The sequence below is a fragment of the Ruegeria sp. BG8 genome, from assembly GCF_056538325.1.
Window position 1 is genome coordinate 48,369 of the sequence record NZ_JBQFSZ010000012.1, and the last position, 25,145, is coordinate 73,513.

The window sequence follows — 25,145 nt, forward strand, 5'->3', positions numbered from 1 at the left end:
TCAACATCGAGGCTCGTGTGATTCGAAGGAAGGCTCACAAAACCCAATAAAACAAGGGTTTTTCGAATCACCTGATCCGTCCCCAAAAGTAGGATTTACGCCCGTCCCGAAATGTAAGCTTTAACCATCCGAAACGTAAGGCAAAGCACCCCAATCTGTAAGGATTTGCGCCCGATATGTAAGGGAAACATAAGACAAAGCATTGATTTTAAATCAATAACACTCGTATGAACATTTGAATCCAAGAATCTTGAACAAGATTGTTTTTTATATTTTGTTTTTTGGGGATTGGTACCAGGCAACATCGTCAGACATCAACTTCACCCGTATTAGATATTCTGAGTTAGAATGTTGTTACTAATGACCTCCGGTTACCCCCAATTTCCGCTCCTGTGGCCTTTGCCTTCGAATTTCCCATTTTTTACGTGATCTGCCTCAAAAACCACACTTGAGCCGATTCACCATTCCGGGCATGATTCACGAAAGGCAGATTTCTACAGGACAAAACCTATGACCACCTCCCCCTTGCCCCCTGTTGGGCTGGAAGAGATTGAGCAACTATCTGATCGTGCAAGTACCGTGATGGAGCGATTGCGCGATCGAGTATTCTCCCCCGACACTGAGAAAACGCTAAACCTAAATTTTAATGTTCGCTCCGCTGCCGAGATGGTAGGTCGATCAGAGAAGTTAATCCGTGATGCTGAAGCGGACGGCCGCTTGCCTGAGCCGGAAAAAGACCCAGTCACTGGAAGAAGGACCGGGTACTCACTGTCTGACATAAACCGGATGCGGGAAGTGTTCGGTACACTACCTCATCGTGCAACAGATGATCCAACACTGGTTTTGTCAGTTCAGTCATTCAAAGGTGGCGTTGGAAAGTCGACAGTAACGACCCATCTTGCCCAGTTCCTTGCGCTTAAAGGCTATAGAGTTTGCGTTATCGATTGCGACAGCCAAGCTTCAACGACTTCGATCTTTGGCCTGAATCCTGACATTGATGTGGATGAGACTGAAGATACGCTTTACCCATTCTTTCAGCATGGTGGGCCGCAGACGCTTCATTATGCTTTACGCGCTACGTATTGGCCTGGCATTGCGCTCATCCCTGCAAACCTCGGTCTCTATGACGCTGAGTATGAATTCGCAGCTCGGATGGCCAGGGATCAAGTTTTTGTGTTGGACCGTTTGCGAGATGGGATCAGCACCATAGCCGATCAATTCGACGTAATCCTTCTAGACCCGCCGCCTGCGCTGGGAATGATTTCTCTTTCAGTGCTTCGAGCAGCAAACGCGATGGTGATCCCTGCCCCGCCGAATAATATCGACTTTGGATCTACTGCCCATTTTTTGAAGATGATGGGCGCAACGTTGAATGAACTAGCTCAACATGGCGGAGCTCGTGATTATTCATTCGTCAAGATTCTGGCCACCAAGATGAACGACAACAAATCTGCGCATGCAGCCATCAAACGAATGATGGACGCGGTTTTTCCCCAAGACATGATGGCCAGTGTTCTGAAAGACAGCGCCGAGATTGATAACGCCACAGCGAACTTGGGCACGGTGTACGAGATTACGGGACCAGCAGCTCGTACAGAAACCCACAAACGCTGTCGGGCATATCTGGACGCGGTGGGACGCGAGGTTGAAGTTTTGATGCGCAAAACCTGGCCCAGTCACCATACTGCATTGCGCAAGGAGGGAGTGTTATGAGCAAGAAACATGACGCAATTTTCGATGACGTACTAAGCGGTCTCGATAGCGGCCCTGCCCCCAAAGCCGAACGCGCTGGCGCTCGCTTTCTAAACCGCTCTAACAGAGTTGCGGAACGGATGTCGGGGGATATCGAGGAGAAGTCCCTGAGGTGGGTTGATCCCGGAGAATGCCGTATGTGGGAGCGACATAACCGGGCGTATGACCTACTATCGGAGGACAACTGTCGAGATTTGATTGACGGAATCCGCAGTCAGGGTCGGCAAGAGTTTCCAGCTATCGTGCGCAAGACAAGCGATCCAAAGCAGCCGTATGAAGTGATTTGCGGTGCACGGCGGCATTTTGCAATCAACTGGCTACGCGCAAATAACTATCCACAGTTTCGCTACTTGGTGGATGTTCGAGAGTTGACCGATGAAGAAGCTTTTCGATTGGGCGATATCGAGAACCGCGACAGAGAAGATATCTCCGACTATGAGCGTGCTCGTGACTATGCAGACGCTGTGACTCGTTACTACGGTGGTAAGCAAAAGGCGATGGCCGTACGGCTAGAGGTCAGTGAGGCTTGGCTTTCACGTTACCTGCAACTGGCCAAGTTGCCGAAGGAGATCGTTGAGGCATTCCCTTCGATCCGAGAGATCAAAGAACTGCACGCCCGTACGCTAAAGCCGTTTCTGGGTCGGCCCGAGGATCGTGAGAAACTGTTAGAAACTGCGAGGCAGATGGCAACGGATGGGGTCAGCCGTGACGGCGTGCAGGTCATGAATGTCTTCAAGGCAGCGTTGAAACCTCCTGCTTCGACAAAAGCAGATCCAGTGACTCTTCAATCGTCACCCGAAAAGCCTGCGATGACATACAAGCGCAAAGGCAAAAAGATCGTGTTGGAGTTTCCGACCGACGTACGCAAAGATGAACTGCAAGAGGTCTTTTCGATCTTCTTGGACAGGCATTTCGACACAGATCGAGACTGATCTACTGAAGCGAAGCTGGAAATTGCCAATTGGCAATTTCCCTGCAATGTCGGTCTTTCGAAAAAATTGCCAATTGGCAATTTTGGTAATCCCCTCACTCAGAGGTCGTTTTAACCACTCGAACTGGCTGCATATCTGCCGGCGCAACCGAAACATTTACTTCAGCCATTGAAGAGGCTTTCATCCGCGACAAGTCCAATAGCTGAAGATTGGAATTTGATCTGCGTAACTTGAATGGAATCCAGATGAGCGATCACGCTTCAGAAACGAATCCAACTAACGCGCAATCGAATTCTTGCCAGCGAATATTCGGGTTCGGAGCTGTTGGCTGGGAGTAGGGCGTCCTTATGGTGCGAGTTGGTTTTTGGCGAACGGTTACCCCAATAAGTCCGTCGCCGGGTTTTCGGCGATATCGACGTCGTCATAGTACTTCTGCGCTTGGGCCATGGAGCGGTGCAAAGACAGGCGCATGGCGGCTTGGATTGGGGCGCCGTCCAGTGCGGCTTGGGTTAGGAACCCAGAACGCAGACCGTGCGGCGAGGCGAAGTCCTCCGGCAACCCTGCCAACTGGAGGCGATGTTTGACGATCTGATAGATAGCGTCCGGCGAAAGCTGACGTTTCAGCACACGATCCGCTTTTGAGACTGGTCTCAACAGTGGCCCGTTCTTAATCTGTCCAACCTCGATCCAATGGACCAGCGCCTGGGCCGCGCGGCCTTTCAGCACCAGCCTCGGCGTTTCTCCTTTGGTTGTCATCTTGGTTTCCAGCAGCGAGATCCAGACCAGGCCTTCTTTTTCAAACGCCTTCAGCGAGACGTCTTCAAACATCAACCCGGTGATCTCCGAGCGCCGTCTACCACCAGAAGCCCAGCCCAGCATCAGGATCGCCCGGTCGCGGCAATCCCGGCGCGACCCTTGGCAGGTGGACAGCAACTGCTCCAGCACATCGCGGGTGATCGGATGCGCTGATTTTGGGGCAGGGGGGCGGGCGGCGGCCCGGCGGGCCTTGGCGCGGGCCTGTTTCACCTGGGGCGCCTCAAACGGGCTGGCGAGGTTCTTCATCCGGTGAAAGGCCAGCCAGGAGGCGATGCGCCGGTCCAGGGTCGACGGGGCAGGGCAGGTCAGCACCTTGCGCAGCCCCTGCGCGATCAAAACGTCCGCTGTTTTGCGCGCGCGGTCCTCGGGTGCCGCGCCGCTGAGATCGCGGGCATGATCGAGAATGAAGGCCAGCGCCGTGGCCTCAGACTCGGGCCAGCGCAGCGGCAACTCAAACCGCGCAGCTTTCCACGCGCTCACATAGAGCAGGTCCCGCTCATAGGCGCGCAGTGTGTTGGCCGGGGTGCCGCGCACGTATAGGTCGGTGAGGGCGTCGTGATCCTCTTCTGAGAGGGCAGGGGAGGGGCTGGGCAGATAGGGCTTTGGCGCTGTCATGAGCGGCATTCTGCGCTGGTTTTGTGGAGAAATCAATTAAACATGATAAGGGATACTTATCATGTGTAATTGATACGCAAAGGGCTCGCCACACATACACGCGAAAATGCAAAATATTAATCATTAACATGGTTTATCATCGAAAAAAAAGAGCTATATGGCACGTCGCATGCTTAGGGTCGGGTGTGGGATGTGTGCAGGTGGTTCTGTCGCAAACTTCACCCCTACCTGTCAGTTTGAGTGCATTTCTGATAGCGCACACTAGAACACGACAGGAGCAAACCGTGACGATCTCATTTAAGGGCGCGCATTTTCCGAAAGACGTGATCCTGCACGCGGTTTTCTTCTACTTGCGCTACGGTGTTTCATACCGGGATCTGGAAGAAATTATGGCGGAACGTGGCGTTGATCTGGATCACGCAACGCTGAACCGCTGGGTTAGTCGATATGCAGGCCTCATTTCTGAAGCAGCGCGGTATAGAAAGCGTCCCGCAGACCGTTCGGGCGCATGGATGAAACCTATGTGAAAGTGAAAGGCGAATGGGTTTACCTTTACCGAGCGATCGACAAGCACGGCAAAACACTAGATTTCATGTTATCCAAGCGCTGGAACAAGGCCGCTGCCACGAGGTTCTTCGCCCGCGCACTCGAGGTGGACGGATTGCCACGCAAAATCGTCATCTACAAAAGTGGTGCCAACACTGCTGGTATCAATGCCATAAACAAGATGCTCAAGAGCTTTGGTTGTCCCATCCCGATTGAAATGGTCAGGCGGAAATACCTCAATAACATCATTGAACAGGAGCACCGTTTCATCAAACGAAGGATCAGACCCATGCTGGGATTCAAGTCTTTCGTTTCAGCCGCATCTGTCCTGGCAGGCATAGAACTGGTTAACATGATCCGCAAAGGTCAATTCACGCCCGGAATCCGTCCGTTTCAGCAGTTCGCCCAACTGGCAGAGTGAACCGCTCTCTAACTCTTCTGATGCTCTGCCATCCAAAAAGATTGCGACAGAACCAGCTAAACTTTGCTTAAGGCTTAGGGAAAGTGCGGGTTCTCAAGTCGGGTCGGAAAAATCAATATTGTGCTCTCTCAGCCGTTCATTGTTGGCTGCAACAATCCAGCCATTTAGGCTTGTCTTTTCTCTTTCCAAGCTTCTTTATTGAGAGTCGAAGACTTGGGAGCATGTTTGGAAAGTTGCTTTGTTGGTAATGAGCCCCGAGGCTTCCGCAGCTTTGGCGCTGCTTTATGTCCTACAAAGGTTTGACATAGCCGATATTCGCGTCGCAATTATCGGCAGAGAAACGGCTAAGGCGTTTCATCGTGGTTTTACGAGACAATTCAAGGTGATTGACCAATGCCTTACATGCCACATCTCGATTGCCGGACAAGATTGCTCGGTAAACGGTTTCATGTTCTTGGGCAAACAGGTTTTCAGGGTGATAGCGCGGGTAGTAATAGCTGTTGAATACGTGAACCAATCTACATTTGCGTAGAATTTGCATAAGAAAACTGTTGCCGCAGAATCCAAGAACGTGATCATGCAGGTCTGCTTCCAGCTCTTCGAGTTGTTCCGAGGAGTAAGCAGTGGTTTGAGCTCCTGCAGCCAGTATCCGATCGAGACAAGCCTCGACAAAAGCTATTTCGATCCGGTCAAACCCTTCGGACAATGCATGCGGTTCAAGCAGTTTGCGAACCGCGAATTGTTCGGCGATTGTGTCTTTGTCGAAACGGTTAAGAATCCATTTCTGGCCTTCCAGTCGCACGATGTTATCGGCGATCAGGCGGAACTGAATATCGTTTAGAACGGTTCTGCTAATGTCGTGTTGTTCTGCCAGATTTGACGGAACAATTCTGAATTCCCCTGTACTTGCCACGGCAAGAAGCTCGGACTTGATGTCGTCGTAACGCTCCATCCACTTTTTTTCGCGCTTGAGTTTCCCGATTTTGGCAAGCGGTTGCTTGTGGGTCGACGTTGGCGTTTGTGGATTTAGTGAGTTGCCCGCGCTGATGACGAAAAAGCCGCGTTTGCCGGGGCGTATCTGAACGTGACCATCACCGCGCAGCTCATTCAAGGCGTTGCGCGCGGTCTGGCGGCTAACTTCGAAATGATTAGCAACAACAGACTCTGTCAGACGCGTTCCGTCCGCAATCTCACCGGCCGCAATCGCTTCGTTCAGTCGATCACGAATTTGGGCGTACATCGGGCCAGAGTTGGTTTCTGCCAAGTTGGTCTCCCATTTTTTATCAAGATTGGCGTGTCTTTATGCTTGGGCTTAGTCAAGAAAAATCCAGGGTTTCATATTGCTTGAAAATACAACTTTTGTATGCAAAAGTCAAAAAAGAAGGCCAGCGTCTCGCTCAAAAGACGCGGCGCTACGGAGGAGGAAACAGATGAAACATCCCAATGTTAAAAGCTTGATTTTGGCGGCAGCCCTTGCCGTGGGTGGTGCCACGCACGCGGCGGCCGAGGACCTGACGATCATGTCGTCTATGCCGTCGCTCCAATTCCCGTTCTTTGTCCACATGCAAAGCAGCATCAATGACGAGGCCGAGAAAATCGGAAATATCTCGATCATCGAGGCGGACGGGCGCAATGAATCGCCCAAGCAGGTGGCTGATGTCGAAAACGCCATCGTGCAGGGTGTGGATGGGATCATCATCAGCCCCAATGACGTGAACGCTTTGGCGACAGCCATCGAGGATGCAGTGAACGAAGGTATTCCAGTCGTCACCATCGACCGCCGTGTCGATAATGTCGATGGGTTGCTGGCTCATGTGGGTGCGGACAATGTGGCAGGCGGCGAAGCGCAGGGACAGTGGGTTGTCGAACAGTTCCCCGATGGCGCGCGGGTGGTGAACCTTCAGGGCCAGCCGGGTGCCAGCCCGGCGATTGACCGCAATCAGGGGCTGCACAATGTGTTGGACCCGTTGAGCGACAAATATGAGATCGTCGCCGAACAGACTGCCAATTGGAGCCGGGATCAGGGCCTGAGCGTAACAAACGCGATCCTGACCGGCCTGTCGGAAATGCCCGATGTCATCGTTGCCGCCAATGACGAGATGGGCCTGGGCGCGCTGGAAGCGTTGCGGTCGATCGGAGCAGAAGATCAGGTCAAGATCATCGCCTTTGATGCGGGCCCCGAGGCGCTCTTGGCGGTGCGTGAAGGTGGGCTGGCCGGTGCGGTCGACCAGTTCCCGGGGCTGCAATCGCGCACGGCCGTGCAGATCGTCAATGCCTTTGTAACCGACGGCACACGCCCGAAAGAACAGGTGAACCTGATCATCCCTCGCATGATCAGTGCTGACAACCTGGAAGAAGCCGAACGTTACGGCGAAATCAAGTAATGCACAGACCGGATGCGGGCATCGTCGCCCGCATCCGGTCGTCAACTGACAAGGTGCGGATCGTGGCAGACCCGATACTTAGGATTTCTAACCTTACCAAAACCTTCCCCGGTGTGACCGCTCTGGATGGTGTGTCGCTGGAGGTTGGACGGGCCGAGGTCCACGCCCTGCTTGGGGAAAACGGAGCTGGAAAATCCACCCTGTTGAAGATCCTCAGCGGTGCCCAACCCGCCGACAGCGGTGAAATCGCGCTGTTCGGGACGCCCTTGCAGGTTGAGACCCCGCTGGAGGCACGCCAAGCCGGGATCGTCACGATCTATCAGGAATTCAGCCTGATCCCACCGCTCTCAGTTGCGGAAAACATCTTTCTGGGGCGCGAACCACGGGGCACCTTCGGCATTCGTCATGGTCAGATGCATCGCGATGCCAAACAGGCGCTGGACAGAATCGGCTTGAATATATCACCCTCGCGCCTGGTCAGCAGCCTCAGCGTGGCCGAGCAACAGATGGTCGAAATCGCCCGCGCTTTGTCGTTTGATTCCAAGCTGATCATCATGGACGAACCGACCGCCGCGCTCAGCGGGTCCGAGGTGGATCGCCTATTGGACATCGTTCTGGAACTGAAGCGCCAGAACATCAGCGTCATCTATGTCACGCACCGTCTGGGCGAAGTGTTTCGCATTTGCGATCGCTATTCGGTGCTGCGCGACGGGCAGCTTGTCGATATAGGCAACGTCGCGGACACCGACGAGGACGGGTTGATTCATTCCATGGTCGGACGCGAGTTTTCGCATATTTTCGCCAAACGCGCCGCCGCAACAGGCGGAAAGATTGCGCTGGAGGCACGCGACCTGACCAGCATTCCCAATCTGCGCGATCCCAATGCCACGATGGTGCACAGCGTATCCCTAAAGGCCAAATACGGCGAAATCCTTGGGGTGGCCGGGCTGGTAGGGGCGGGGCGGACGGAAACGGTGCTCATGTTGTTTGGCGCGGATGGGCGCCAATCCGGTGAAATCCTTGTGGATGGTCAGCCGGTCGAGATCGACACCCCCCGGCAAGCCATCAATGCGGGCTTGGGCTTGGTGACGGAAGACCGAAAGAAACAGGGCTGTTTTCTGGATCTGCCGGTCGATCAGAATATCTCGGTCGCCTCGCTGATGGAATTGTCCCGCGGCCTAGGTCGCCTTGATCTGGGTGCGGAAAACCGGTTGTTCGAAGAAAGCCGGGACAAGCTGGACATCAAAGTCTCGGGCGCGCGGCAGGCGATTGGCAAACTGTCCGGCGGCAATCAGCAAAAGGCCCTGATCGCCCGCTGGCTGGCCAAGGCCCCAAAAATCCTGATCGTAGATGAGCCGACCCGCGGGATTGATGTGCGATCCAAGGCGCAGGTGCATGACATTCTGTTCGACCTTGCCGATCGGGGCACGGCGGTTATCGTGATTTCCTCGGAACTGCCGGAAATCCTGACCGTCTCGGACCGGATTCTGACCATGTCTGAGGGCCGGATCACCGGTGAGTTCCGGCGCGAGAATGCGACCGAAGAAACCCTGATGCAAAGCATGACGCCCGTGCAGACCCTGCCGGGTGAGCCCCCAAATTCCGCAGGAGCCCGGCCATGAGCGACAACACCAGACAAGGAGAGACCGGTGCAAAGGCGGCCGTTCAGCAGGAAACGCAGGCCCGGCCGATTGACTGGGCGGGTGTGCTGGCGAAACTGGCCCCGCTGATCTTTCTGGTGCTGCTGGTGATCGTCTTTACCTCGTACAATGAGCGGTTCCTGTCGACCCGGAACATCCTGAACATCCTGACCGAAGTGTCCATTTTTGGCCTGCTGGCCATTGGTATGACCTTCGTGATCCTGACCGCCGGGATCGACCTGTCGGTCGGCTCGACCCTGGCCGCCGCGGGGATTGTCGGCGCGGCGCTTGTGACCGGAGGGCAAACGGAATCCTTTTCCCTCGGCGGCGGAGATCAGGAGGCGCTGTGGTGGTTCTGGGCTTTTTCGGCGGCCATCATTGTCGGAACGCTTGCGGGGCTGTTGCAAGGGGTCACGACCACCGTTTTCAACGTGCCGCCCTTTGTTGTGACATTGGGCGGCATGTCGTTGTTCCGGGGAATTACCCTGTTGGTGGGCGATGGCGGACCGATCAGCGGCTTTGACGCAGGATATCGCTGGTGGGGTAGGGGCGATATTGCCGGCGTTCCCGTTCCAGTGATCCTGTTCGTCAGCGGCACGATTCTGGCGTGGTATGTCCTGAATTACACCCGCTATGGGCGCAGTATCTACGCCGTGGGCGCAAACCCCGAGGCGGCGCGGTTGTCTGGAATCAACGTCAAGTTCGTCATCGCGAGTGTCTACACGATCACCGGCTTTTGCGCCGGGCTGGCCGGATTTGTCCTGTCCGCGCGCCTGAACTCGGCCGAAGCCGTGGCGGGCGTCGGCTTCGAACTGCGCGTGATCGCCTCGGTAGTCATCGGCGGCACAAGTTTGTTTGGCGGCATCGGCTCGGTTCTGGGGACGGCGGCGGGGGCGTTGCTGATCGGGGTTTTGCTCAACGGGCTGGTGATGCTGAACGTCAAACCGTTCTGGCAGCAGATCGTGATCGGCATCATCATCGTCGCCGCCGTTGCCTTTGACACATACATCAAATCGCGCAGCCGCAGCAGCTGATCGCGCCAACCGGAAAGCCAGAGAAGCATGAAGTTCAAAACAGACCTTGTCGGCGTGATCGGTAAACCGGTTTGGGACAATCCCAGCGAACCGATGGTGCAGGCGGCCTTTGACCATCACGGCCTGCCGTGGCGCTATCTGACGCTGGAGGTCGATGAACACGGGCTGGCCGCTGCGGTTCAGGGGCTGCGCGCCATGGGGTTTGCTGGGTTCAACTGCACCATGCCGCACAAGATCGCCGTGATGGATTATCTGGACGAAATTGCTCCGTCTGCATCGTTGATCGGTGCGGTCAACTGCGTTGTGCGCAAGGGGGATCGCCTGATTGGCGAAAACACCGACGGGCGCGGTTTGGTTCGGGCGTTGCAGGATGTGGTGTCACCGCAGGGGCTGAAGGTTACGATGCTGGGCGCAGGCGGCGCAGCCCGTGCCATCGCGGTGGAACTGGCCTTGGCCGGTGTGCGGCACTTGACGGTCGTGAACCGGGACACAGCGCGGGGGCAGGACCTGCTGGCCCGGGTGCAATCCGATGAACTGACCGCACAGACCAAGGGGTTCACTGCCGAATTCAGACCGCTGAACAGCGCCATCCAACTGGACACGGACACGGATGTTTTCGTCAATGCCACCTCGATTGGCATGTACCCGGATGCCGTGGCGCTTGTTCCGCTTGATTTCGACAGCCTTCCGTCCTCGGCGCTGGTGATTGATGTTGTGCCCAATCCGCCGCAGACGCCTTTGCTGAAACGCGCCGCAGACCTTGGGTGCCGCACCATCGACGGGCTGGACATGCTGATCGAACAGGGGCGCTATGGCATCGAGCTTTGGACCGGTGTCAGTCCCGACAAGGCCCCCATGCGGGACCGCTTGGAACAGGTTCTGTAACGGCTATCCCAAACTATTCAACGTTACGATTTCGAGCAGGAGAAAAACATGTCGGAACAGCTAACGGTCGTCGCGCATATCCGGGCCATTGACGGTCAGATTGAAGAAACCAGGTCTATCCTGATGGGTCTGTTAGAACCGACCCGTCAGGAATCGGGGTGCATTGAATATTGGTTGCATCAGGACAACGAGGATCCGGCCGAATTTCTATATTATGAAAACTGGGCCAGCCGCGCCGAGTGGGACAAGCATAACGTTTCGCCGCATCTTGTGGCGCTGACCGATGCCAGGGACTCGGTGTTCGAACTTCACAAACTGCGCCTCATGTCGATGATCTCAACCCCCGAGTCCAGCCGGTGATCTGCTGACCCGGCGCTTTGATTGCGTCCGGATCGGCAGGCAAAATACCAGATACCGCGAGAAATCTGTTGTCAATGCAAGACCATAGAAACCCAAATTTGAAACCTTTCAATTAAATTTGAAACGTTTTAAAATATGATTCTGCTTTGGGAGGGGCTGATGAAGAATCCAACGATCGTCGATATTGCACGTCATGCCTCTGTTTCGATCGGCACAGCTTCTAACGTATTAAATCGGCGCCCCGTTGTTTCCAAAGCTCTGGTCGAGCGGGTCGAAGCCGCCGCAGCCGAGCTTGGCTACAACCGCAATACGCTGGCCGCCAGTCTACGCAGCAGCCGAACCGGTGTTATCGCCTTTGTTGTGCCCAACATCGAAAACGCGTTCTTTTCCGAAGTGCTGCAGGAAATCGAAAACCTTGCGCTGGACAGCGAGAAAAGCGTCATGTTCATGACCACCGGCGAAGACGAAGCGCGTACCCGGCGGCATCTTCAGGCGATCATTTCGCGGCGTGTGGACGGGTTGATTATCGTACCCGCTTTCGACTATCAGCCCGCCCTGACCGAGCTTGAGCGGTATGGCATTCCCATCGTTGTTGCAGACCGGATTTCGCAGAAAAACCCGTTCCCGTCGGTTTCGGTCGATCACTATGGCGCTGGTTATCTTGCCGGTCGGCATCTGTTGGAAATCGGAGCGCAGGATATCGTCTATTTCGGACATGCGCGTCCGGATTTCTGGATCCTGAACCAGCGGAAAGACGGGTTTCATGCCGCATTGGCCGATCAATCTGCGCATGTGTCGATCAGATCATTCAATCTATCGCTGGATGTGTCCGAAGGGAAAGAGCAGGCACTGGCCGCGTTGAACACGCTGGCACAACCACCGCAGGCGATTTTTGCGGCCTCGAACCTTGCTTCGAAAAGCGTGCTGCCGACGCTGCAGTCAAAGGGTTGGTCGATCCCTGGCGATATCCGCTTTCTGGCGATGGATGATTTTGAGGCTCTGACGATGGTGCAGCCTGGTATTTCGGTCGTCAGTCAACCTGCGGCACAGATTGCAGGTCAGGCCTGGCAAAAGCTCATGTCGCTGATCGACGGAGAGGATGTAGGCGAAAACGCACTTTTGCCGCCGGAACTGATCGTGCGGGGCTCAACACCCAAGATAGAGTCGGAGGCACAGAAATGACCGTTCTGACTCAGCGCCTGCCTGAGGGTCTGCGCCCCAGCGCGCGGCAATTGATCGTTGCTGGCCTGGTTCTGGCCGTTTTTGTCGCCCTGACCTTTCTGTCTCCGAACTTCCTGTCCAAAAACAACCTTCTGAACATCCTCAGCCAAACCGCGATCCTGTCTTGCCTGGCAGCGGGCATGGCCGTGGTGCTGATCGGCGGCGGGATTGACTTGTCACTGCCTTTCAACGCCGCGCTCAGCGCGGTGCTCGGGGCGATGTATATGCGCGCGACCGGTGATCCGATCGGTGGCATGGCCATCATGATCCTGAGCGGTATCGGAATCGGTGCCTTCAACGGTTTGGCTGTCGGCGTGCTGGGTATGATCCCGTTCGTGGTGACGTTGGCGATGATGACCGTCACAAACGGGGTCGCGGTCTGGCTGACCAATTCGCTGAGCATTTCGCAGATCCCCGATGCGTTTGTTGACCCGTTCTTTACCCGGTACGCGGGTTTGCCGCTGAATGTGCATATCGCAATTGTCGTATCGCTGGTCGCCGCGTTTGTGATCGGACGCACGATCTTTGGCAGCCGTCTCTATGCGGTTGGCATCAATGCTGATGCGGCGCGGGTGGCGGGGATCAATGTGGGCCGGGTTCTGATGCTCAGCTACGTGATGGCAGGAGTCCTGGCCGGGATCGCGGCAATCATGATGACAGGACGGCTCGCTTCAGCCTCGGCAAATCTAGCCAGCCCTATATTGGTGCTGGATGTCATCAGCGCCTGCATCGTCGGCGGCATCAGCATCTATGGCGGGCAAGGCCGTGTTCTGGGGGCCGTCTTCGGTGCATTTTTCATGACGCTTCTGAACAATGTTCTGAACGCATTGGAGGTTTCGCTGTTTGTCAACCAGATCGCGCGCGGGGGCATCATCGTGGCCTTCATCGCATTCGACCAGATGGCAGCGAGGGCCAGGGCATGACCAAGAAAACGCCCACACTTGCAGTACACGGCATCGGCAAACGCTTTCCCGGCGTCGTCGCGCTGGATCATGTGGATTTTCATGTCAATCAGGGGGAATGCGTCGCCCTGATGGGGGCAAACGGCGCGGGCAAATCAACGCTGATGAACATCCTTGGTGGTGTGTTCGCCCCCACGGACGGGGAAATCCTGCTGGACGGTCGGCAGGTTCAGTTCCCGTCGCCGGCCGCCTCGATCCAGCACGGCATTGCATTTGTCTCGCAAGAGCTAAATTCGCTGCCCACGATGAGCGTGGCCGAGAACATCTTTGCCGACGGGATGCCTTTGAAGACATTCGGTCTGGTGGATTTCGCGGCAGCCGAGTCACAGGCGGCAAAACTGCTGGCTCCTCTGGGCTTTACCGGTGATCCGCGCACGCCGATGTCCCGGCTCAGCACCGGCGACCGGCAATTGGTCGAGATCGCCCGTGCCCTTCATCGAAACCCCCGGGTGCTGATCTTTGACGAACCCACATCCTCGCTGTCGCGCAGTGAAAGGGAACGCCTGTTCGATGTGGTTCAGACGATCCGAAAGGACGGCGTCGCCGTGATCTATATCACGCATTTCATGGAAGAGATTTTCCGCGTCTGCGACCGGGTCTGCGTGCTGCGAAACGGGCGTACCGTGTACGAATCCGCCATCGCCGACACCAATCAGGCCGAAATAGTCCTGCAGATGATGGGCGAGGTGGGCAACGAGGACCGCATCACTCCGTTTGACCGGGCGTTTTCCGCACCCCGGCTGACCGTTCGAGCGCTTGAGCGGGGCCATGTCCTGAACGACATCCGCTTCGAGTTGAAAGCCGGTGAGATTCTAGGGCTTTGGGGCCTGCTCGGGTCGGGCCGGACGGAGGTGCTACGCGGCATGACCGGGCTGGACAGTTGCGACACGGCAGACATGCGGTGGCACAACGAGGATGGCAGCGCCAATGACATAACGCCCGTCGGCCTGCGCCGTCGCGTCGGCTTTGTGACCGAAGACCGCCGGGGCGAAGGCCTGTTGCTGCCCCGCGATGTGGCGGACAACGTGGCTTTGCCGAACCTTCCATCCATCAGCGCGTCGACGGGTGTTGTCAGCCGGGCGCGCCGCAATGCGTTGGCCCGCACGATGGTGGATCGGTTGAGCATTGTGGTGAACGGCATTTCCCAACGCGTTGGGACGCTGAGTGGGGGCAATCAGCAAAAGGTTGTCTTTGCCCGCTGGCTGGCACAAAACCCCGAGGTTTTTCTGTTGGATGAACCGACGCGCGGGCTGGACGTCAACGCGAAGACCGAAATCCTGCACCTGATCCACGAATTGTCCGAGAAGGGCACGTCGGTTCTGATCGTCAGCTCGGAACTGGAAGAGCTGATGCGCGTCTGCGACCGGTACCTTGTGATATCGCAGGGCCGTATCACACATGAATTGCTGGGAACAACGGATCGGGCGACCTTGCTTGAAGCCGTGTCCGACACACACCAGCCAGCGGAGGCTCGTCATGTCGTCAATGGCTGATCCAGTATCGCAGTCTTCCCTGAACCGGGTCGCCCGCAATCAGGGCTTCGTGCTGGTTCTGATCGCCATCTATTGTGGCTTCTCGATTATGGCCCCCAGCTTTTTCGGGCTGTCGAACTTCGCCGGGATCCTGAACGCCATCGCGCCCAACCTGATTATTGCCGCTGGCATGGCTTTTGTCGTGATCGGCGGACAACTGGATATCTCTGTCGGCTCCACCGCCTATGTCGCGTCTGCGATCGTTGCGATCACCACCAGCCAGTACGGGCTTTCTCTGACTGCCGGAGTGCTGCTGGCTCTTGGGGCGGGCGTATGCCTTGGCATCGTGAATGCGCTGATCGTCGTGGGGCTGCGGGTCAATGCGCTGGTGGCTACTCTGGGCACCATGATTTCATTCCGGGGCATTGGCCTGCTGATGACGGATGGCGGGCTGGTCAACCTGACGGCCCAGACGCGCGAGGTGGGTCAGGCCAGCATCTCGCTGCCGGTGCCCGGCGCGCCGGAAGGGGTCCTGATTTACCTCACGACGCTGCTGGCCATCGTCGTTCTGGTTCTGGTGCACCTGCTGCATCAGCGGACAAATTTCGGACGGCAGATTACCGCAATCGGCAACAGCGATGAAACCGCGCGCCGCTTGGGTATTCCCGTCGCAAAACGCCTGTTCGCCGCGTTTGTCCTGTCCGGCTTTCTCGGTGCACTGGGGGGCGTCGTGTTCACGATGAAGGTGGGCGTCAATACCGCAAAGATCGGTGAAGGGATGGAGTTCATTGCCATCGCCATCATCGTCATCGGCGGCGTCAGCCTGTTTGGCGGGCGCGGCCATATTCTGCGCGCCGTGTTCCTGGGTGCCCTTGCGTTTCAGATGATCCGCAGTGGTCTGCAACATTCCGATGCATCACCCTATTCATTCCGACTGGTCGAAGGGGTCATCATCTTTTTGGCCATGTATGTGGACGCTTTGAAGCGAAACGACTGATCTGAAGGAATTAAACAGCAACTGTAAACTAAAGTGGAGGAAAAAATGAAACGTTTCAAACTAGCATCACTGGCCGGGGTTCTGGCCGCTGTTGGTCTGGCTGCGCCGCTGGCGGCCGAGTCCTACACCATCGGTTTGTCCTGGGATGCCCGCGAAAGCGCGCTGAACCAGGCGTGGGAGGACTATATGAAGGCCGAAACGGCCCGTATCAGCGAAGCCGAAGGCGTCGAATTCGAGTGGGTGGTCAACATGGCCAACAATGACAGTTCGCGTCAGGCCGCCAATATCGAGGACCTCATCAACCGCGATGTCGACATCATCATCTCGCGCGCTTTGGATGCTGCTGCCATCGGCAGCTCAATCCGTCGAGCCGAAGCGGCGGGAACGCCCTTTGTCACTTTTGACCGCGCGTCCTCGGGCCGTCAACCGACAGCTCATGCAGGCGGCGACAGCGGGTATCAGGCGCGCGTTGCGGCAGCCGAGCTGATTAGAATTTTCGAAGAAAAAGATGTGCATGGCAAATGCATCGAAGTTCTGGGCTCGCTTGCCGATATCAACGCCATTAACCGCAGAGACGAATTCGCAGCCGCGGCGGCCAGCAGCGACCGTCTGGAAATTGTGGCGCAGATCCCGTCGGAATGGGACCCGAACAAAGTCCTTGCGGGCTTGAACGATGCTCTGCCCGCACATCCCGAAGCGAACTGTCTGCTGCTGGGAAGCGACTGGGCGATCACATCGGTTCAGGCCGCTCTGGAAGCTGTCGACAAATGGCACCCGACCGGCCACGAGAAACACATGTGGATCGCGTCGAATGACCTGCTGACCGCTGCGGTTGGCGCAATGGAAGAAGGCTATATCGACGCTGCTGTCACCTGGGACGCGGAAGCCCATGCCAAAGAAGCAGTACGCGTTATGATGGCTATTCTGCGCGATCAGGATCCCGGTTGCGGTGAAAATGGTTGCCTGGCCAAGGGCACGCTTGCGACGCCTGAAAATGTTGGTGAAATGCAGGATTACTGGGCCAGAAACTACTAAGCAAAAGACCTTCCCGGGCGGACATCTAACCGCCCGGGTCTCAATTCTATCGGAGAGTTCAATGCAGGATTTGGCAGGAAAAGTCGCCCTTATCACCGGGGCAAGTTCAGGGATCGGTCGTGAAACCGCGCGGCATCTGGCGAGTTTGGGATGTCGGCTGGTTTTGTCCGGGCGCGACCAGACCCGACTTGAGGCGATCAGGGCCGAGGTTGGGACCGATGCCGTTATCGTGGCAGCCGACCTTGAGGACCCGCAGGATGTTCAGAGCCTTGGTGCCCGCGCGATCGAAACATTTGGCCAGTTGGATATTCTGGTTGCTAATGCAGGAATCTTCGACAATCGGCCGTTCGTTGAGATGTCGGCAGAAGAAATCACACGGATGGTGATGGTCAACCTGAGTTCAATCATGGTTCTGACCGGTGCGGTGCTGCCGCATATGCAGGCGCGCAAGACCGGCGATATCCTGATGATAGGCTCGATCGCAGGGTCAGCTGATATGCGGGATGAGGCCGTCTATTCGGCCACAAAACATGGGCTACGGGCGTTTACGGGCTCGCTCCGGCGGCAGGTGGCCGGGGACAGTATTCGCGTCCAGTCCGTCTCTCCCGGAACGGTTGCGACAGAGTTGTGGGGCACGCCCGACCCCGACCGCATCGCCCAACAGGTCGCCCAGGGCGAAACGCTGACTCCGCAAGACATCGCCAATCTGATCGGATTTTCTTTGCGGCAACCTGCGAATGTTTCGGTCCGAGAATTGATTGTGCTGCCACAGGCGCAGGATATTTGAGAGCTTTTCTGAACATATCTGGTTCGGCTTGCCGAACTCAACCACTAAGCTAAGGTAAGTCGTTCGAGTAACTGGGCAACAAACGATAACGCCGAGATCTGCATCAGGCTGTCGCGCAAAACGGTAATGCTAACTGGCACCTAAATGGTAGTAACTTTTACTGCGGATAAGTTTTACGGTCAGGATGCTCGAAAACAGTAAAACTCGGGGTGAGCCGCTGATCTTGATTACTGACGTCTGAACAGATTTCGGAAGTTTTTGAAATGAAAACCAACCCATGGAACCGTGTTATTTTGGTCTCTAGCCTTTCGAACAATACATGATCGCCTCAAGGATAGTTCGGCAAAGAACTTGGGTTCCATTTATTAGAGGGAGACTAGTGGAGACATCTACGGTGTGTTCTGGTCTCCTACTTAGGCAGATTTGACCGCCTTCGGGTAAGTCCGGGATATCCTGATCGCGGGCGAAGAGATCGACAGGGTTGTTGCAAACGTCACGGAGAGGGTCAGCTTGAATCATTGCACCTTTTTTCAGAATGACGGTTATATCCAAGAGGGCCAGTGCCTCTTCCTGATCGCGTGTCACTAAGGCTGAGGTTATTCAGATCACTGGCTGGATGTGTTTCAAATCGATTTGCATGTCCCCGCGAAGCGACTTGTTGAGCGCGGACAGCGTGATTTTGATCGCTTTTATCGCATTGACATTCGTACTGGTCGAGTTCGCGATCATCTGTAATCTTGCTCCAGATCGTGAGGCCCAACTGGCCGTCGGGGCAGACGTGGCCTTCATAGTTGTGCATCACGTGTTTCGGATGCTCCTTGTTGTTTTAGGTGCTCCTTGTTGGCAGGGCCAGCAAAGAGGCAGCCTGCCAACCAAACCAACTTATTTTTTTAGGGATTAAGCTCTGGAAACGAACCGGCACTCGGCAAGCTTGCGGGTTTTGCCAAAATGTCACAGTATTGCCCTTTCCAAGGTGTGCAAAGGATCAGCTTTACTTCAAAACTACGCCTTCAATCTCTGCCAGAAATCGTCGTATCTGGGGTTCAATCTTGGAGCTGGACATCGAAAACACACCAGTTTTACCAATCACATCCCGTGCTGAAGACGCGTTGCTAATTCGTTTCCAAATGACGGGTGAAGAAAACGGTGCCAGTCTAGGCTTGGTCGCAACACCGGTTGTCAGCCCTTTTATATGAACAATCTGTTGGCGATGGGCCGGATAAAGAATGGTCTCGGACAAAAAACCGTCATCGCTGAAAGCGCGTTCGAAAATGTAGATGCGGTTACCGCGATAGGCTGCCAGACCTGAGTAACGTGTCCGCTGTCGGATGTTGCCATTGGCATCCGTGGCGCGTTCAAAACTGTGAGTGACGACATATCCGTCCTGTTCACGCAGCCAGATCAGGGTTCGCAGGATGCCACCTTCCCACGTGGGAGTACGAAAATGCCCGTGATAGAATCCCAGATATCGGCGCAGGCCTCGGGCCTGATCCCGAAACACGTCACCTATCAGTTGTTCCGGAACCCGGCGCGTAACCTTGTTTTGACGGATGTGTCTTGCATGAAACGTGTCATGAGGCAGCAGTAGCTCTGCCTCGGCAATGCTGAAAAACCCGGCGATGCGGCGCAAGTTAAAGGCCGAAGGCAGCCCGCCACCATTCAAATATCGGTTAAACTGCTGGCGGTTGATTCCAATCTCGCGGCAGACGGCTGATATGCTGGCAAATCGCGCGCAAAGCGCCCGCAGGTTTTTTGAAAAATCCTCGGCCATTGGTCTTGCTTCTTACACTGGTTGCTGCATTTGTGCGTAAACATACATACACTAGCATAAACTCGCTTACTTTCAACATGCCCCTCGATCGTGGTTATTTGCCCTAAAGCTGCGCATGAGGCCGGGTGTCATGCGTATGCAATCAGAAAGCGGCAGAATGGCGGATGCGGGGTTTGGTCCCACGCTGCACACAGCACGGCCCGGAAAGCCAAAGGGAGAACGACATGAAAATGAAATGGATGCAGGCGCCGCTGGATCGGCGCGGATTTCTGAAAACGGCCGCCGCATTGGGTGCAAGCTCGGCGCTTACTGGCGTTTGGCCGGGGCGGGCGATCGCGGCAGAAGACGGGTTTCTGCGCATCCGTTCGTATCGTGACATGCAGACGCTGGACCCGGCGCACTCCGAAGGCCAGAGCGATGAACAGATTCAGGCCCCGATCTATAACAAACTGATCCAGTATAAACCTGGCACCGAATGGGATTGGCAACTGGATGCTGCGGCCATGATCGAACAGGCTGACCCGACCCATATCAAATTCGCGCTGCGCGATGATATCGGATTTACCAACGGTTTCGGCGCAATGACGGCAGAGGACGTGAAGTTCTCGTTCGAGCGGATCATTGACGAGGCCACCGGCAGCCCGAACAAGCCGGATATGGGCCCTCTTAGCCATGTAGAAGTGACAGGCGAACGCGAAGGGACCATCGTTCTGAACGATCCGTTTGCGCCGCTCTGGTCCATTGCTCTGCCCTATATCACCGGCAATATAGTGTCGAAAGCGGCGGTTGAGGCTGCGGGTGGGCGTATCGGCACCGATCCGGTGGCAGAGTCTGGCCCTTATCTGCGGTCGGCCTGGAACCCGAAGGAAAAGACGGTTCTGACCCGCAACCCCGATTGGAAAGGGGATGCTCCGGCCTGGGATACAATAGAAATCCTGCCGATCGACGATGAAAATACCGCCGAGATCGCCTTTGAAGCCGGTGAACTGGATTTGACACGAGTGTCGCTGGGTTCGGTCGAACGTTATCGGGCAGGGGTGCCCAATGGCGGAACGCTGATCGAGAACCCGTCGCTGTACTATGTCTGGCTGGGCATGAACATGGATCACCCCAAGCTGCAGAACAAGAAGCTGCGGCAGGCGATCCAGCATGCCATCGATGTGCCGACTATTCTTGAGGCGGCGTATTTCGGGGCGGCAGAGCCATCAACCGGGATCATCGCGCCGGGGCTGACCGGCAACCGCACTAACAGTCTGGTGCCACCGCAGGCCGATTTTGCCAAAGCGGCTGAATTGCTGGCGGAATCCGGTGAAACCAACGTGACCCTGACGCTGGATATCCTCAACAAGACCACCTACAGCACCATTGCGCAGATCATTCAGGCCACCTTGGGCCAGATCGGCATCACGGTTGAGGTGAATGTGCTGGAATCCGGTGCGTTCTGGGCCAGTGGTGACAACGAGAATCTGCAACTGATCCTGAACCGGTTCTCGATGACCCCCGACCCCTATTACGCGACCGCATGGTTCACGACCGAGCAGGCAGGTGTCTGGAACTGGGAACGCTTCCGCAGCGAAGAGTTCGATGCCGTTCACGACGCCGCCTTTCGCGAGACCGATCTGGCCAAGCGCGCCGAGATGTACCAGCGCGCGCAGGATCTGATGGAGGAAAGCGGTGCGTATCGGTTCATCACCCATGAGGCGACACCGATCATCCACACCTCGCGGATTGTGCCTGCATTGCGGCCCGATGGGACGACGTTGCTGCGGTATTTCGGCAAATCCTGATCAGGTTGGGCCGCAATGGCGTTTTATGTCCTCAGACGGTTCGCCCTTGCGGCCCTGATCCTTGTGGTTGCCGTCACCGCGATGTTTCTGATGATCCGCGCGGTGCCCGGCGACCCGGTCCAGATCATGCTGGGCCCGCGTGCCACGCCCGAGCTTCAGGCGCGGCTGACAGCCGAGTTGGGGCTGGACCAGCCGATCTGGAACCAGTTGCTGATTTTCTATGGCAACCTGCTGCATGGAGATCTGGGCGTTGACGTATTCTCGGGCCGTCCCGTCACCCAGATCGTGTTTCAGCAATTACCATTCACGCTGGAACTGATCTTTGCCTCGATCCTGTGGTCTGCAGTGTTGGGGATTGCAATGGGGGCCTACGCGGCGGCGCATCCCAACACCTTAGTTGACCGGATCGCGGCGGCGGTCTCGGTCAGCTTCGTGGCGGCCCCGTCCTTTGTGATCGCTTTGTTGTCGTTGCTGGTCTTCGCTGTCCATCTACAGTGGTTTCCGGCCATCGGAGTGGGTGACGGCTTTGTCGACAGGCTTTACCACGGTGCCCTCCCGGCTTTTGCCATCGGGCTTAGCTGGGTCGGCTATATCGCACGGCTGGTGCGCGCCTCGATGCTTGAGGTGCTGGGCGAAAGCCATATCCGCACCGCGCGCGCCTTTGGCCTGCGCGAGCGGCGGATCGTTATGGTCTATGCCCTGCGTATCGCGATCCTGCCGGTTGTCACCGTGATCGGCGTGGGAATGGGCTTCCTGCTGAGTTCGGCCGTCTTTGCCGAGATCGTGTTTGCCCGCCCCGGGTTGGGCAAGCTGGTGATCGATTCCATTACCACGCGGAACTATCCGATCGTCATGGGCTCGGTCCTGGTGTCGACCGCGCTGTTTGTTCTGTCGACCGCTCTGGCGGATCTGGTCAATGCCTGGCTGGACCCCCGGGCGCGGACAGCGGGTTGAGGGGGCAGGGATGAGCAAACCAAGATCGGAACTGTCCACCATTTTGCGCGGTGTGGCTCGTGATCCGCTGGGACTGGCGGGGTTGATCATCGTCGGAACCATTGTGTTCTGTGCCCTGTTTGCAGACTGGATCGTGCCCTATGACCCGGTCGCCCTGAACGTGACCCACCGGTTGCAAGGCCCTTCGGCCGAGCATTTGCTGGGCACCGACCAGCTGGGCCGCGATACGTTCAGCCGGGTGATCATGGGCGGGCAGGTGGCTCTGAAAGTGGCCTTGCCTGCGGTATTCGGCGCGATGGTGATCGGGCTGACACTGGGAATGATCGCGGGTTACGGGCCGAAGTGGTTGGACAACCTGCTGATGCTGTTCTTTGATACCATCCGCTCGTTCCCGACGGTCATGTTCGCGCTGGCGGTGGTCGCGCTGGTCGGGCCGAGCCTACAAACGGTGGTGTTTGTGGTCATGGCGACCTCGATCCCCACCTATGGCCGGGTGGCGCGCACGCAGACGCTGACCTTGCGCAATTCCGAGTTCATTCTGGCCGAGCGGTCGATGGGCGCCAGCATCTTCCGCATCCTCGGGGTGCATATGCTACCCAATATCATTGGTGTGTTGGCCGTTCTGGCGGCGATGGACATCCCCACCGTGATCGCGCTTGAGGCGGGGCTTTCCTTTCTGGGTCTGGGGGTCAAACCACCGACGCCAAGCTGGGGATCGCTGCTGAAGGACGGGTATGCATTGATCCGGCAGACGCCATGGCTGGTGGTCGCCGGTGGTCTGCCAATCATTCTGGCCACGCTGGGCTTTACCTTTCTGGGCGAGTCCCTGCGCGATGTGGTGGATCCCAAACTGAGGAAACAGCGATGAGCACCCCTTTGCTGGAAATTGACGGCCTCAGTGTCGACTACGAAACGGTCCGGGGTGATCTGAAAGCCCTGCGCGACATCTCGTTCGACATCAAACCGGGTGAGATTGTCGGCATCGTCGGCGAATCCGGCTGCGGCAAGTCCACGCTGATTTCTTCGATCTTGCGCCTGACCGCGCCGAACACGCGGTTCCGGCAGGGCGAAATCCGGTTCAAAGGGCAAAACCTGCTGTCGCTATCCGAACGCCAGATGCGGGCGTTGCGGGGCGACGATATCTCGATCGTGTTTCAGGACCCGATGCAGACCCACAACCCGGTGCTATCCATCGGGCAGCAGATGCTGGACATCCAGCACCGCTCGGGCGCGTCGAAATCCGAAAAACGCGCGCGGGCCGCAAAGATGCTGGGTGCCGTCGGTATTCCGGACCCCGGGGCCCGGCTGGCGCAGTTCCCGCATGAGTTCTCGGGCGGGATGCGGCAGCGCATCGCCATTGCCATGGCGCTGATGTCGGAACCCGATCTTCTGATTGCCGATGAACCTACAACAGCACTGGACGCCACGCTTGAGGTGCAGATCATTGAGCGGCTGAAAGACCTGCAACAGGATTTCGGCTGCGCGATCCTGTTCATCTCGCACCATCTCGGGGTGATCGCAGAGCTGTGTGATCGGGTGGTGGTGATGTACGCAGGCGCCGTTGTGGAGAGCGGCGAGGTACGTGAGATTTTCCACCACCCGAAACACCCTTATACCCGCCGTATGATCGACTGCGATCCGGGGCATATCAAGACCCGAGCGCGCGTGTTGCCGACCATTCCGGGCGAGGTGCCCGATCTGGCCAATCTGCCCGGCGGCTGCATTTTCCGTGACCGCTGCGATCAGGCCATGTCACGCTGCGCCAGCGACGTCCCGCCGCTTGAACAAGTGCAGCAAGGCCATCTGGCCGCCTGCTGGCTGAACCATGCGGAGACCGCGACATGAGCCTGCTTGAGGTCGAAAACCTGCAAACCAGCTATGGCCGCGTCAATGTGCTGGCCGGGGTCAGCTTTCGCGTGGATCAGGGCGAAACCTATGCGCTGGTGGGCGAAAGCGGCTCGGGCAAGACCACGGTGATCCGCGCGATTGCAGGGCTGGCCCCGGCACAGGCGGGCAATGTCCGTTTTGACGAGCTGGAAATACGCGGCCTGCCGGAACGGGCGCTGCGTCCGCTGCGCAAGGACATCGCGATGATGTTTCAGGACCCGGTTGGCAGCTTATCGCCGCGCCTGACCATCGGCAGTTTGATCACCGAACCCTACCGCATTCAGGGCCTGAAAGACGGTGATCTGCGGGCCGAGGCGCGGCGACTGCTGGAAATGGTCAACCTGCCTGCGGATTTTGCGGATCGCTACCCTTACCAGCTGTCGGGCGGGCAGGCGCGGCGTGTTGGTGTGGCCCGCGCGCTGGCGTTGGAACCGCGCCTGATCCTTGCCGACGAACCCACCGCAGGGCTGGATGTGTCGGTTCAGGGCGAATTGCTGAACCTGCTGAACGACCTGCGCGAACGGTTGGGTCTGGCGATGGTGATCATCACCCACAACCTGAACGTGGTGCGCCATGTGGCGGACCGTATGGGCATCATGTATCTGGGCCGACTGGTCGAGGAAGGCACGACCGAGGCGATCTTTGACACCCCCCGCCACCCCTATACCCGCTGCCTGTTGTCGGCCAATCCCGAACCCGACCCCGACGCGCGGCTGGAGCGAATTGCGCTGAAAGGCGAACCGCCCAGCCTGCTCAAGCGCCCCTCGGGCTGCGAGTTCCGCGAGCGCTGCCCGGTGGCCGCCGATATCTGCATGCAGACCCCCGTCTGGGAACAGACCGATGGCCACGGTTTGCGCTGTCTGAAACCATTTTGAAATGACGAGACC

Annotated in this window: 22 protein-coding genes; 19 read left to right on the plus strand and 3 right to left on the minus strand. The window is 57.0% G+C overall.

What is annotated here, in order from left to right; all coding sequences use genetic code 11:
* Nucleotides 1–510 precede the first annotated feature (510 nt).
* Both ACR0DG_RS18835 and ACR0DG_RS18840 read left to right on the plus strand, forming a co-directional pair.
* Complete coding sequence (locus ACR0DG_RS18835; RefSeq protein WP_480699909.1) at nucleotides 511–1,713, plus strand: AAA family ATPase; 1,203 nt, start codon at nucleotides 511–513, stop codon at nucleotides 1,711–1,713.
* Nucleotides 1,710–2,684, plus strand: a complete 975-nt coding sequence (locus ACR0DG_RS18840) for a ParB/RepB/Spo0J family partition protein (protein ID WP_480699908.1) — start codon at nucleotides 1,710–1,712, stop codon at nucleotides 2,682–2,684. Before ACR0DG_RS18835 ends, ACR0DG_RS18840 begins: the two co-directional genes overlap by 4 nt.
* 375 nt (nucleotides 2,685–3,059) lie before the next feature.
* Here ACR0DG_RS18840 and ACR0DG_RS18845 read toward each other — a convergent pair whose 3' ends face one another.
* Entirely contained in the window at nucleotides 3,060–4,115 is a 1,056-nt protein-coding gene (locus tag ACR0DG_RS18845) for a tyrosine-type recombinase/integrase (RefSeq protein WP_480699907.1), read from the minus strand.
* A gap of 284 nt (nucleotides 4,116–4,399) precedes the next feature.
* On the opposite strand from ACR0DG_RS18845, the gene ACR0DG_RS18850 reads away from it, so the two are divergent.
* A protein-coding gene (locus tag ACR0DG_RS18850) for an IS6 family transposase (protein WP_480707265.1) occupies nucleotides 4,400–5,082 on the plus strand; the annotation gives its coding sequence in 2 pieces (ribosomal slippage) (nucleotides 4,400–4,619 and nucleotides 4,619–5,082; 684 coding nt in all).
* 289 nt (nucleotides 5,083–5,371) lie between these two features.
* Here ACR0DG_RS18850 and ACR0DG_RS18855 read toward each other — a convergent pair.
* The gene (locus ACR0DG_RS18855; RefSeq protein ID WP_480699906.1) at nucleotides 5,372–6,346 is read right to left on the minus strand and encodes a GntR family transcriptional regulator; all 975 of its coding nucleotides are present in this window, start codon (nucleotides 6,344–6,346) and stop codon (nucleotides 5,372–5,374) included.
* A 166-nt stretch (nucleotides 6,347–6,512) separates the two neighbouring features.
* Between ACR0DG_RS18855 and ACR0DG_RS18860 the strand changes: the two genes are divergently transcribed.
* From ACR0DG_RS18860 to ACR0DG_RS18910, 11 genes are all read left to right on the plus strand, one after another.
* Nucleotides 6,513–7,466: a substrate-binding domain-containing protein gene (locus tag ACR0DG_RS18860; RefSeq protein WP_480699905.1), complete on the plus strand. Its 954-nt coding sequence runs from the start codon at nucleotides 6,513–6,515 to the stop codon at nucleotides 7,464–7,466.
* Nucleotides 7,466–9,088 (plus strand): sugar ABC transporter ATP-binding protein, encoded by a 1,623-nt coding sequence (locus ACR0DG_RS18865; protein WP_480699904.1) that lies wholly within the window; start codon nucleotides 7,466–7,468, stop codon nucleotides 9,086–9,088. Before ACR0DG_RS18860 ends, ACR0DG_RS18865 begins: the two co-directional genes overlap by 1 nt.
* On the plus strand, nucleotides 9,085–10,140 hold the full coding sequence (locus tag ACR0DG_RS18870; protein ID WP_480699903.1) for an ABC transporter permease: 1,056 nt from the start codon (nucleotides 9,085–9,087) through the stop codon (nucleotides 10,138–10,140). Before ACR0DG_RS18865 ends, ACR0DG_RS18870 begins: the two co-directional genes overlap by 4 nt.
* Before the next feature lie 27 nt (nucleotides 10,141–10,167).
* Nucleotides 10,168–11,025 carry a shikimate dehydrogenase gene (gene aroE / locus ACR0DG_RS18875; RefSeq protein ID WP_480699902.1) on the plus strand — a complete coding sequence of 286 codons (858 nt, stop codon included), beginning with the start codon at nucleotides 10,168–10,170 and terminating at the stop codon, nucleotides 11,023–11,025.
* Between the two features lie 48 nt (nucleotides 11,026–11,073).
* Entirely contained in the window at nucleotides 11,074–11,385 is a 312-nt protein-coding gene (locus tag ACR0DG_RS18880) for a putative quinol monooxygenase (protein WP_480699901.1), read from the plus strand.
* A gap of 159 nt (nucleotides 11,386–11,544) precedes the next feature.
* Nucleotides 11,545–12,567 carry a LacI family DNA-binding transcriptional regulator gene (locus tag ACR0DG_RS18885; protein WP_480699900.1) on the plus strand — a complete coding sequence of 341 codons (1,023 nt, stop codon included), beginning with the start codon at nucleotides 11,545–11,547 and terminating at the stop codon, nucleotides 12,565–12,567.
* Nucleotides 12,564–13,529: an ABC transporter permease gene (locus tag ACR0DG_RS18890; RefSeq protein ID WP_480699899.1), complete on the plus strand. Its 966-nt coding sequence runs from the start codon at nucleotides 12,564–12,566 to the stop codon at nucleotides 13,527–13,529. Before ACR0DG_RS18885 ends, ACR0DG_RS18890 begins: the two co-directional genes overlap by 4 nt.
* Entirely contained in the window at nucleotides 13,526–15,061 is a 1,536-nt protein-coding gene (locus ACR0DG_RS18895) for a sugar ABC transporter ATP-binding protein (protein WP_480699898.1), read from the plus strand. Before ACR0DG_RS18890 ends, ACR0DG_RS18895 begins: the two co-directional genes overlap by 4 nt.
* The gene (locus ACR0DG_RS18900) at nucleotides 15,045–16,037 is read left to right on the plus strand and encodes an ABC transporter permease (protein WP_480699897.1); all 993 of its coding nucleotides are present in this window, start codon (nucleotides 15,045–15,047) and stop codon (nucleotides 16,035–16,037) included. Before ACR0DG_RS18895 ends, ACR0DG_RS18900 begins: the two co-directional genes overlap by 17 nt.
* A gap of 45 nt (nucleotides 16,038–16,082) precedes the next feature.
* The gene (locus ACR0DG_RS18905) at nucleotides 16,083–17,072 is read left to right on the plus strand and encodes a sugar ABC transporter substrate-binding protein (protein WP_480699896.1); all 990 of its coding nucleotides are present in this window, start codon (nucleotides 16,083–16,085) and stop codon (nucleotides 17,070–17,072) included.
* A 61-nt stretch (nucleotides 17,073–17,133) separates the two neighbouring features.
* Entirely contained in the window at nucleotides 17,134–17,859 is a 726-nt protein-coding gene (locus ACR0DG_RS18910) for an SDR family oxidoreductase (protein ID WP_480699895.1), read from the plus strand.
* 991 nt (nucleotides 17,860–18,850) lie between these two features.
* Here ACR0DG_RS18910 and ACR0DG_RS18915 read toward each other — a convergent pair.
* Complete coding sequence (locus ACR0DG_RS18915) at nucleotides 18,851–19,630, minus strand: helix-turn-helix domain-containing protein (RefSeq protein ID WP_480699894.1); 780 nt, start codon at nucleotides 19,628–19,630, stop codon at nucleotides 18,851–18,853.
* 224 nt (nucleotides 19,631–19,854) lie between these two features.
* Between ACR0DG_RS18915 and ACR0DG_RS18920 the strand changes: the two genes are divergently transcribed.
* Genes ACR0DG_RS18920 through ACR0DG_RS18940 form a run of 5 tightly spaced genes read left to right on the plus strand, consistent with a single transcriptional unit; the run spans nucleotide 19,855 to nucleotide 25,133 of the window.
* Complete coding sequence (locus tag ACR0DG_RS18920) at nucleotides 19,855–21,417, plus strand: ABC transporter substrate-binding protein (RefSeq protein ID WP_480699893.1); 1,563 nt, start codon at nucleotides 19,855–19,857, stop codon at nucleotides 21,415–21,417.
* A 15-nt stretch (nucleotides 21,418–21,432) separates the two neighbouring features.
* On the plus strand, nucleotides 21,433–22,371 hold the full coding sequence (locus ACR0DG_RS18925) for an ABC transporter permease (RefSeq protein WP_480699892.1): 939 nt from the start codon (nucleotides 21,433–21,435) through the stop codon (nucleotides 22,369–22,371).
* Between the two features lie 10 nt (nucleotides 22,372–22,381).
* Nucleotides 22,382–23,239 carry an ABC transporter permease gene (locus ACR0DG_RS18930; RefSeq protein WP_480699891.1) on the plus strand — a complete coding sequence of 286 codons (858 nt, stop codon included), beginning with the start codon at nucleotides 22,382–22,384 and terminating at the stop codon, nucleotides 23,237–23,239.
* Nucleotides 23,236–24,216 (plus strand): ABC transporter ATP-binding protein, encoded by a 981-nt coding sequence (locus tag ACR0DG_RS18935; protein WP_480699890.1) that lies wholly within the window; start codon nucleotides 23,236–23,238, stop codon nucleotides 24,214–24,216. Before ACR0DG_RS18930 ends, ACR0DG_RS18935 begins: the two co-directional genes overlap by 4 nt.
* On the plus strand, nucleotides 24,213–25,133 hold the full coding sequence (locus ACR0DG_RS18940; protein ID WP_480699889.1) for an oligopeptide/dipeptide ABC transporter ATP-binding protein: 921 nt from the start codon (nucleotides 24,213–24,215) through the stop codon (nucleotides 25,131–25,133). Before ACR0DG_RS18935 ends, ACR0DG_RS18940 begins: the two co-directional genes overlap by 4 nt.
* The last annotated feature ends 12 nt before the right edge of the window (nucleotides 25,134–25,145 follow it).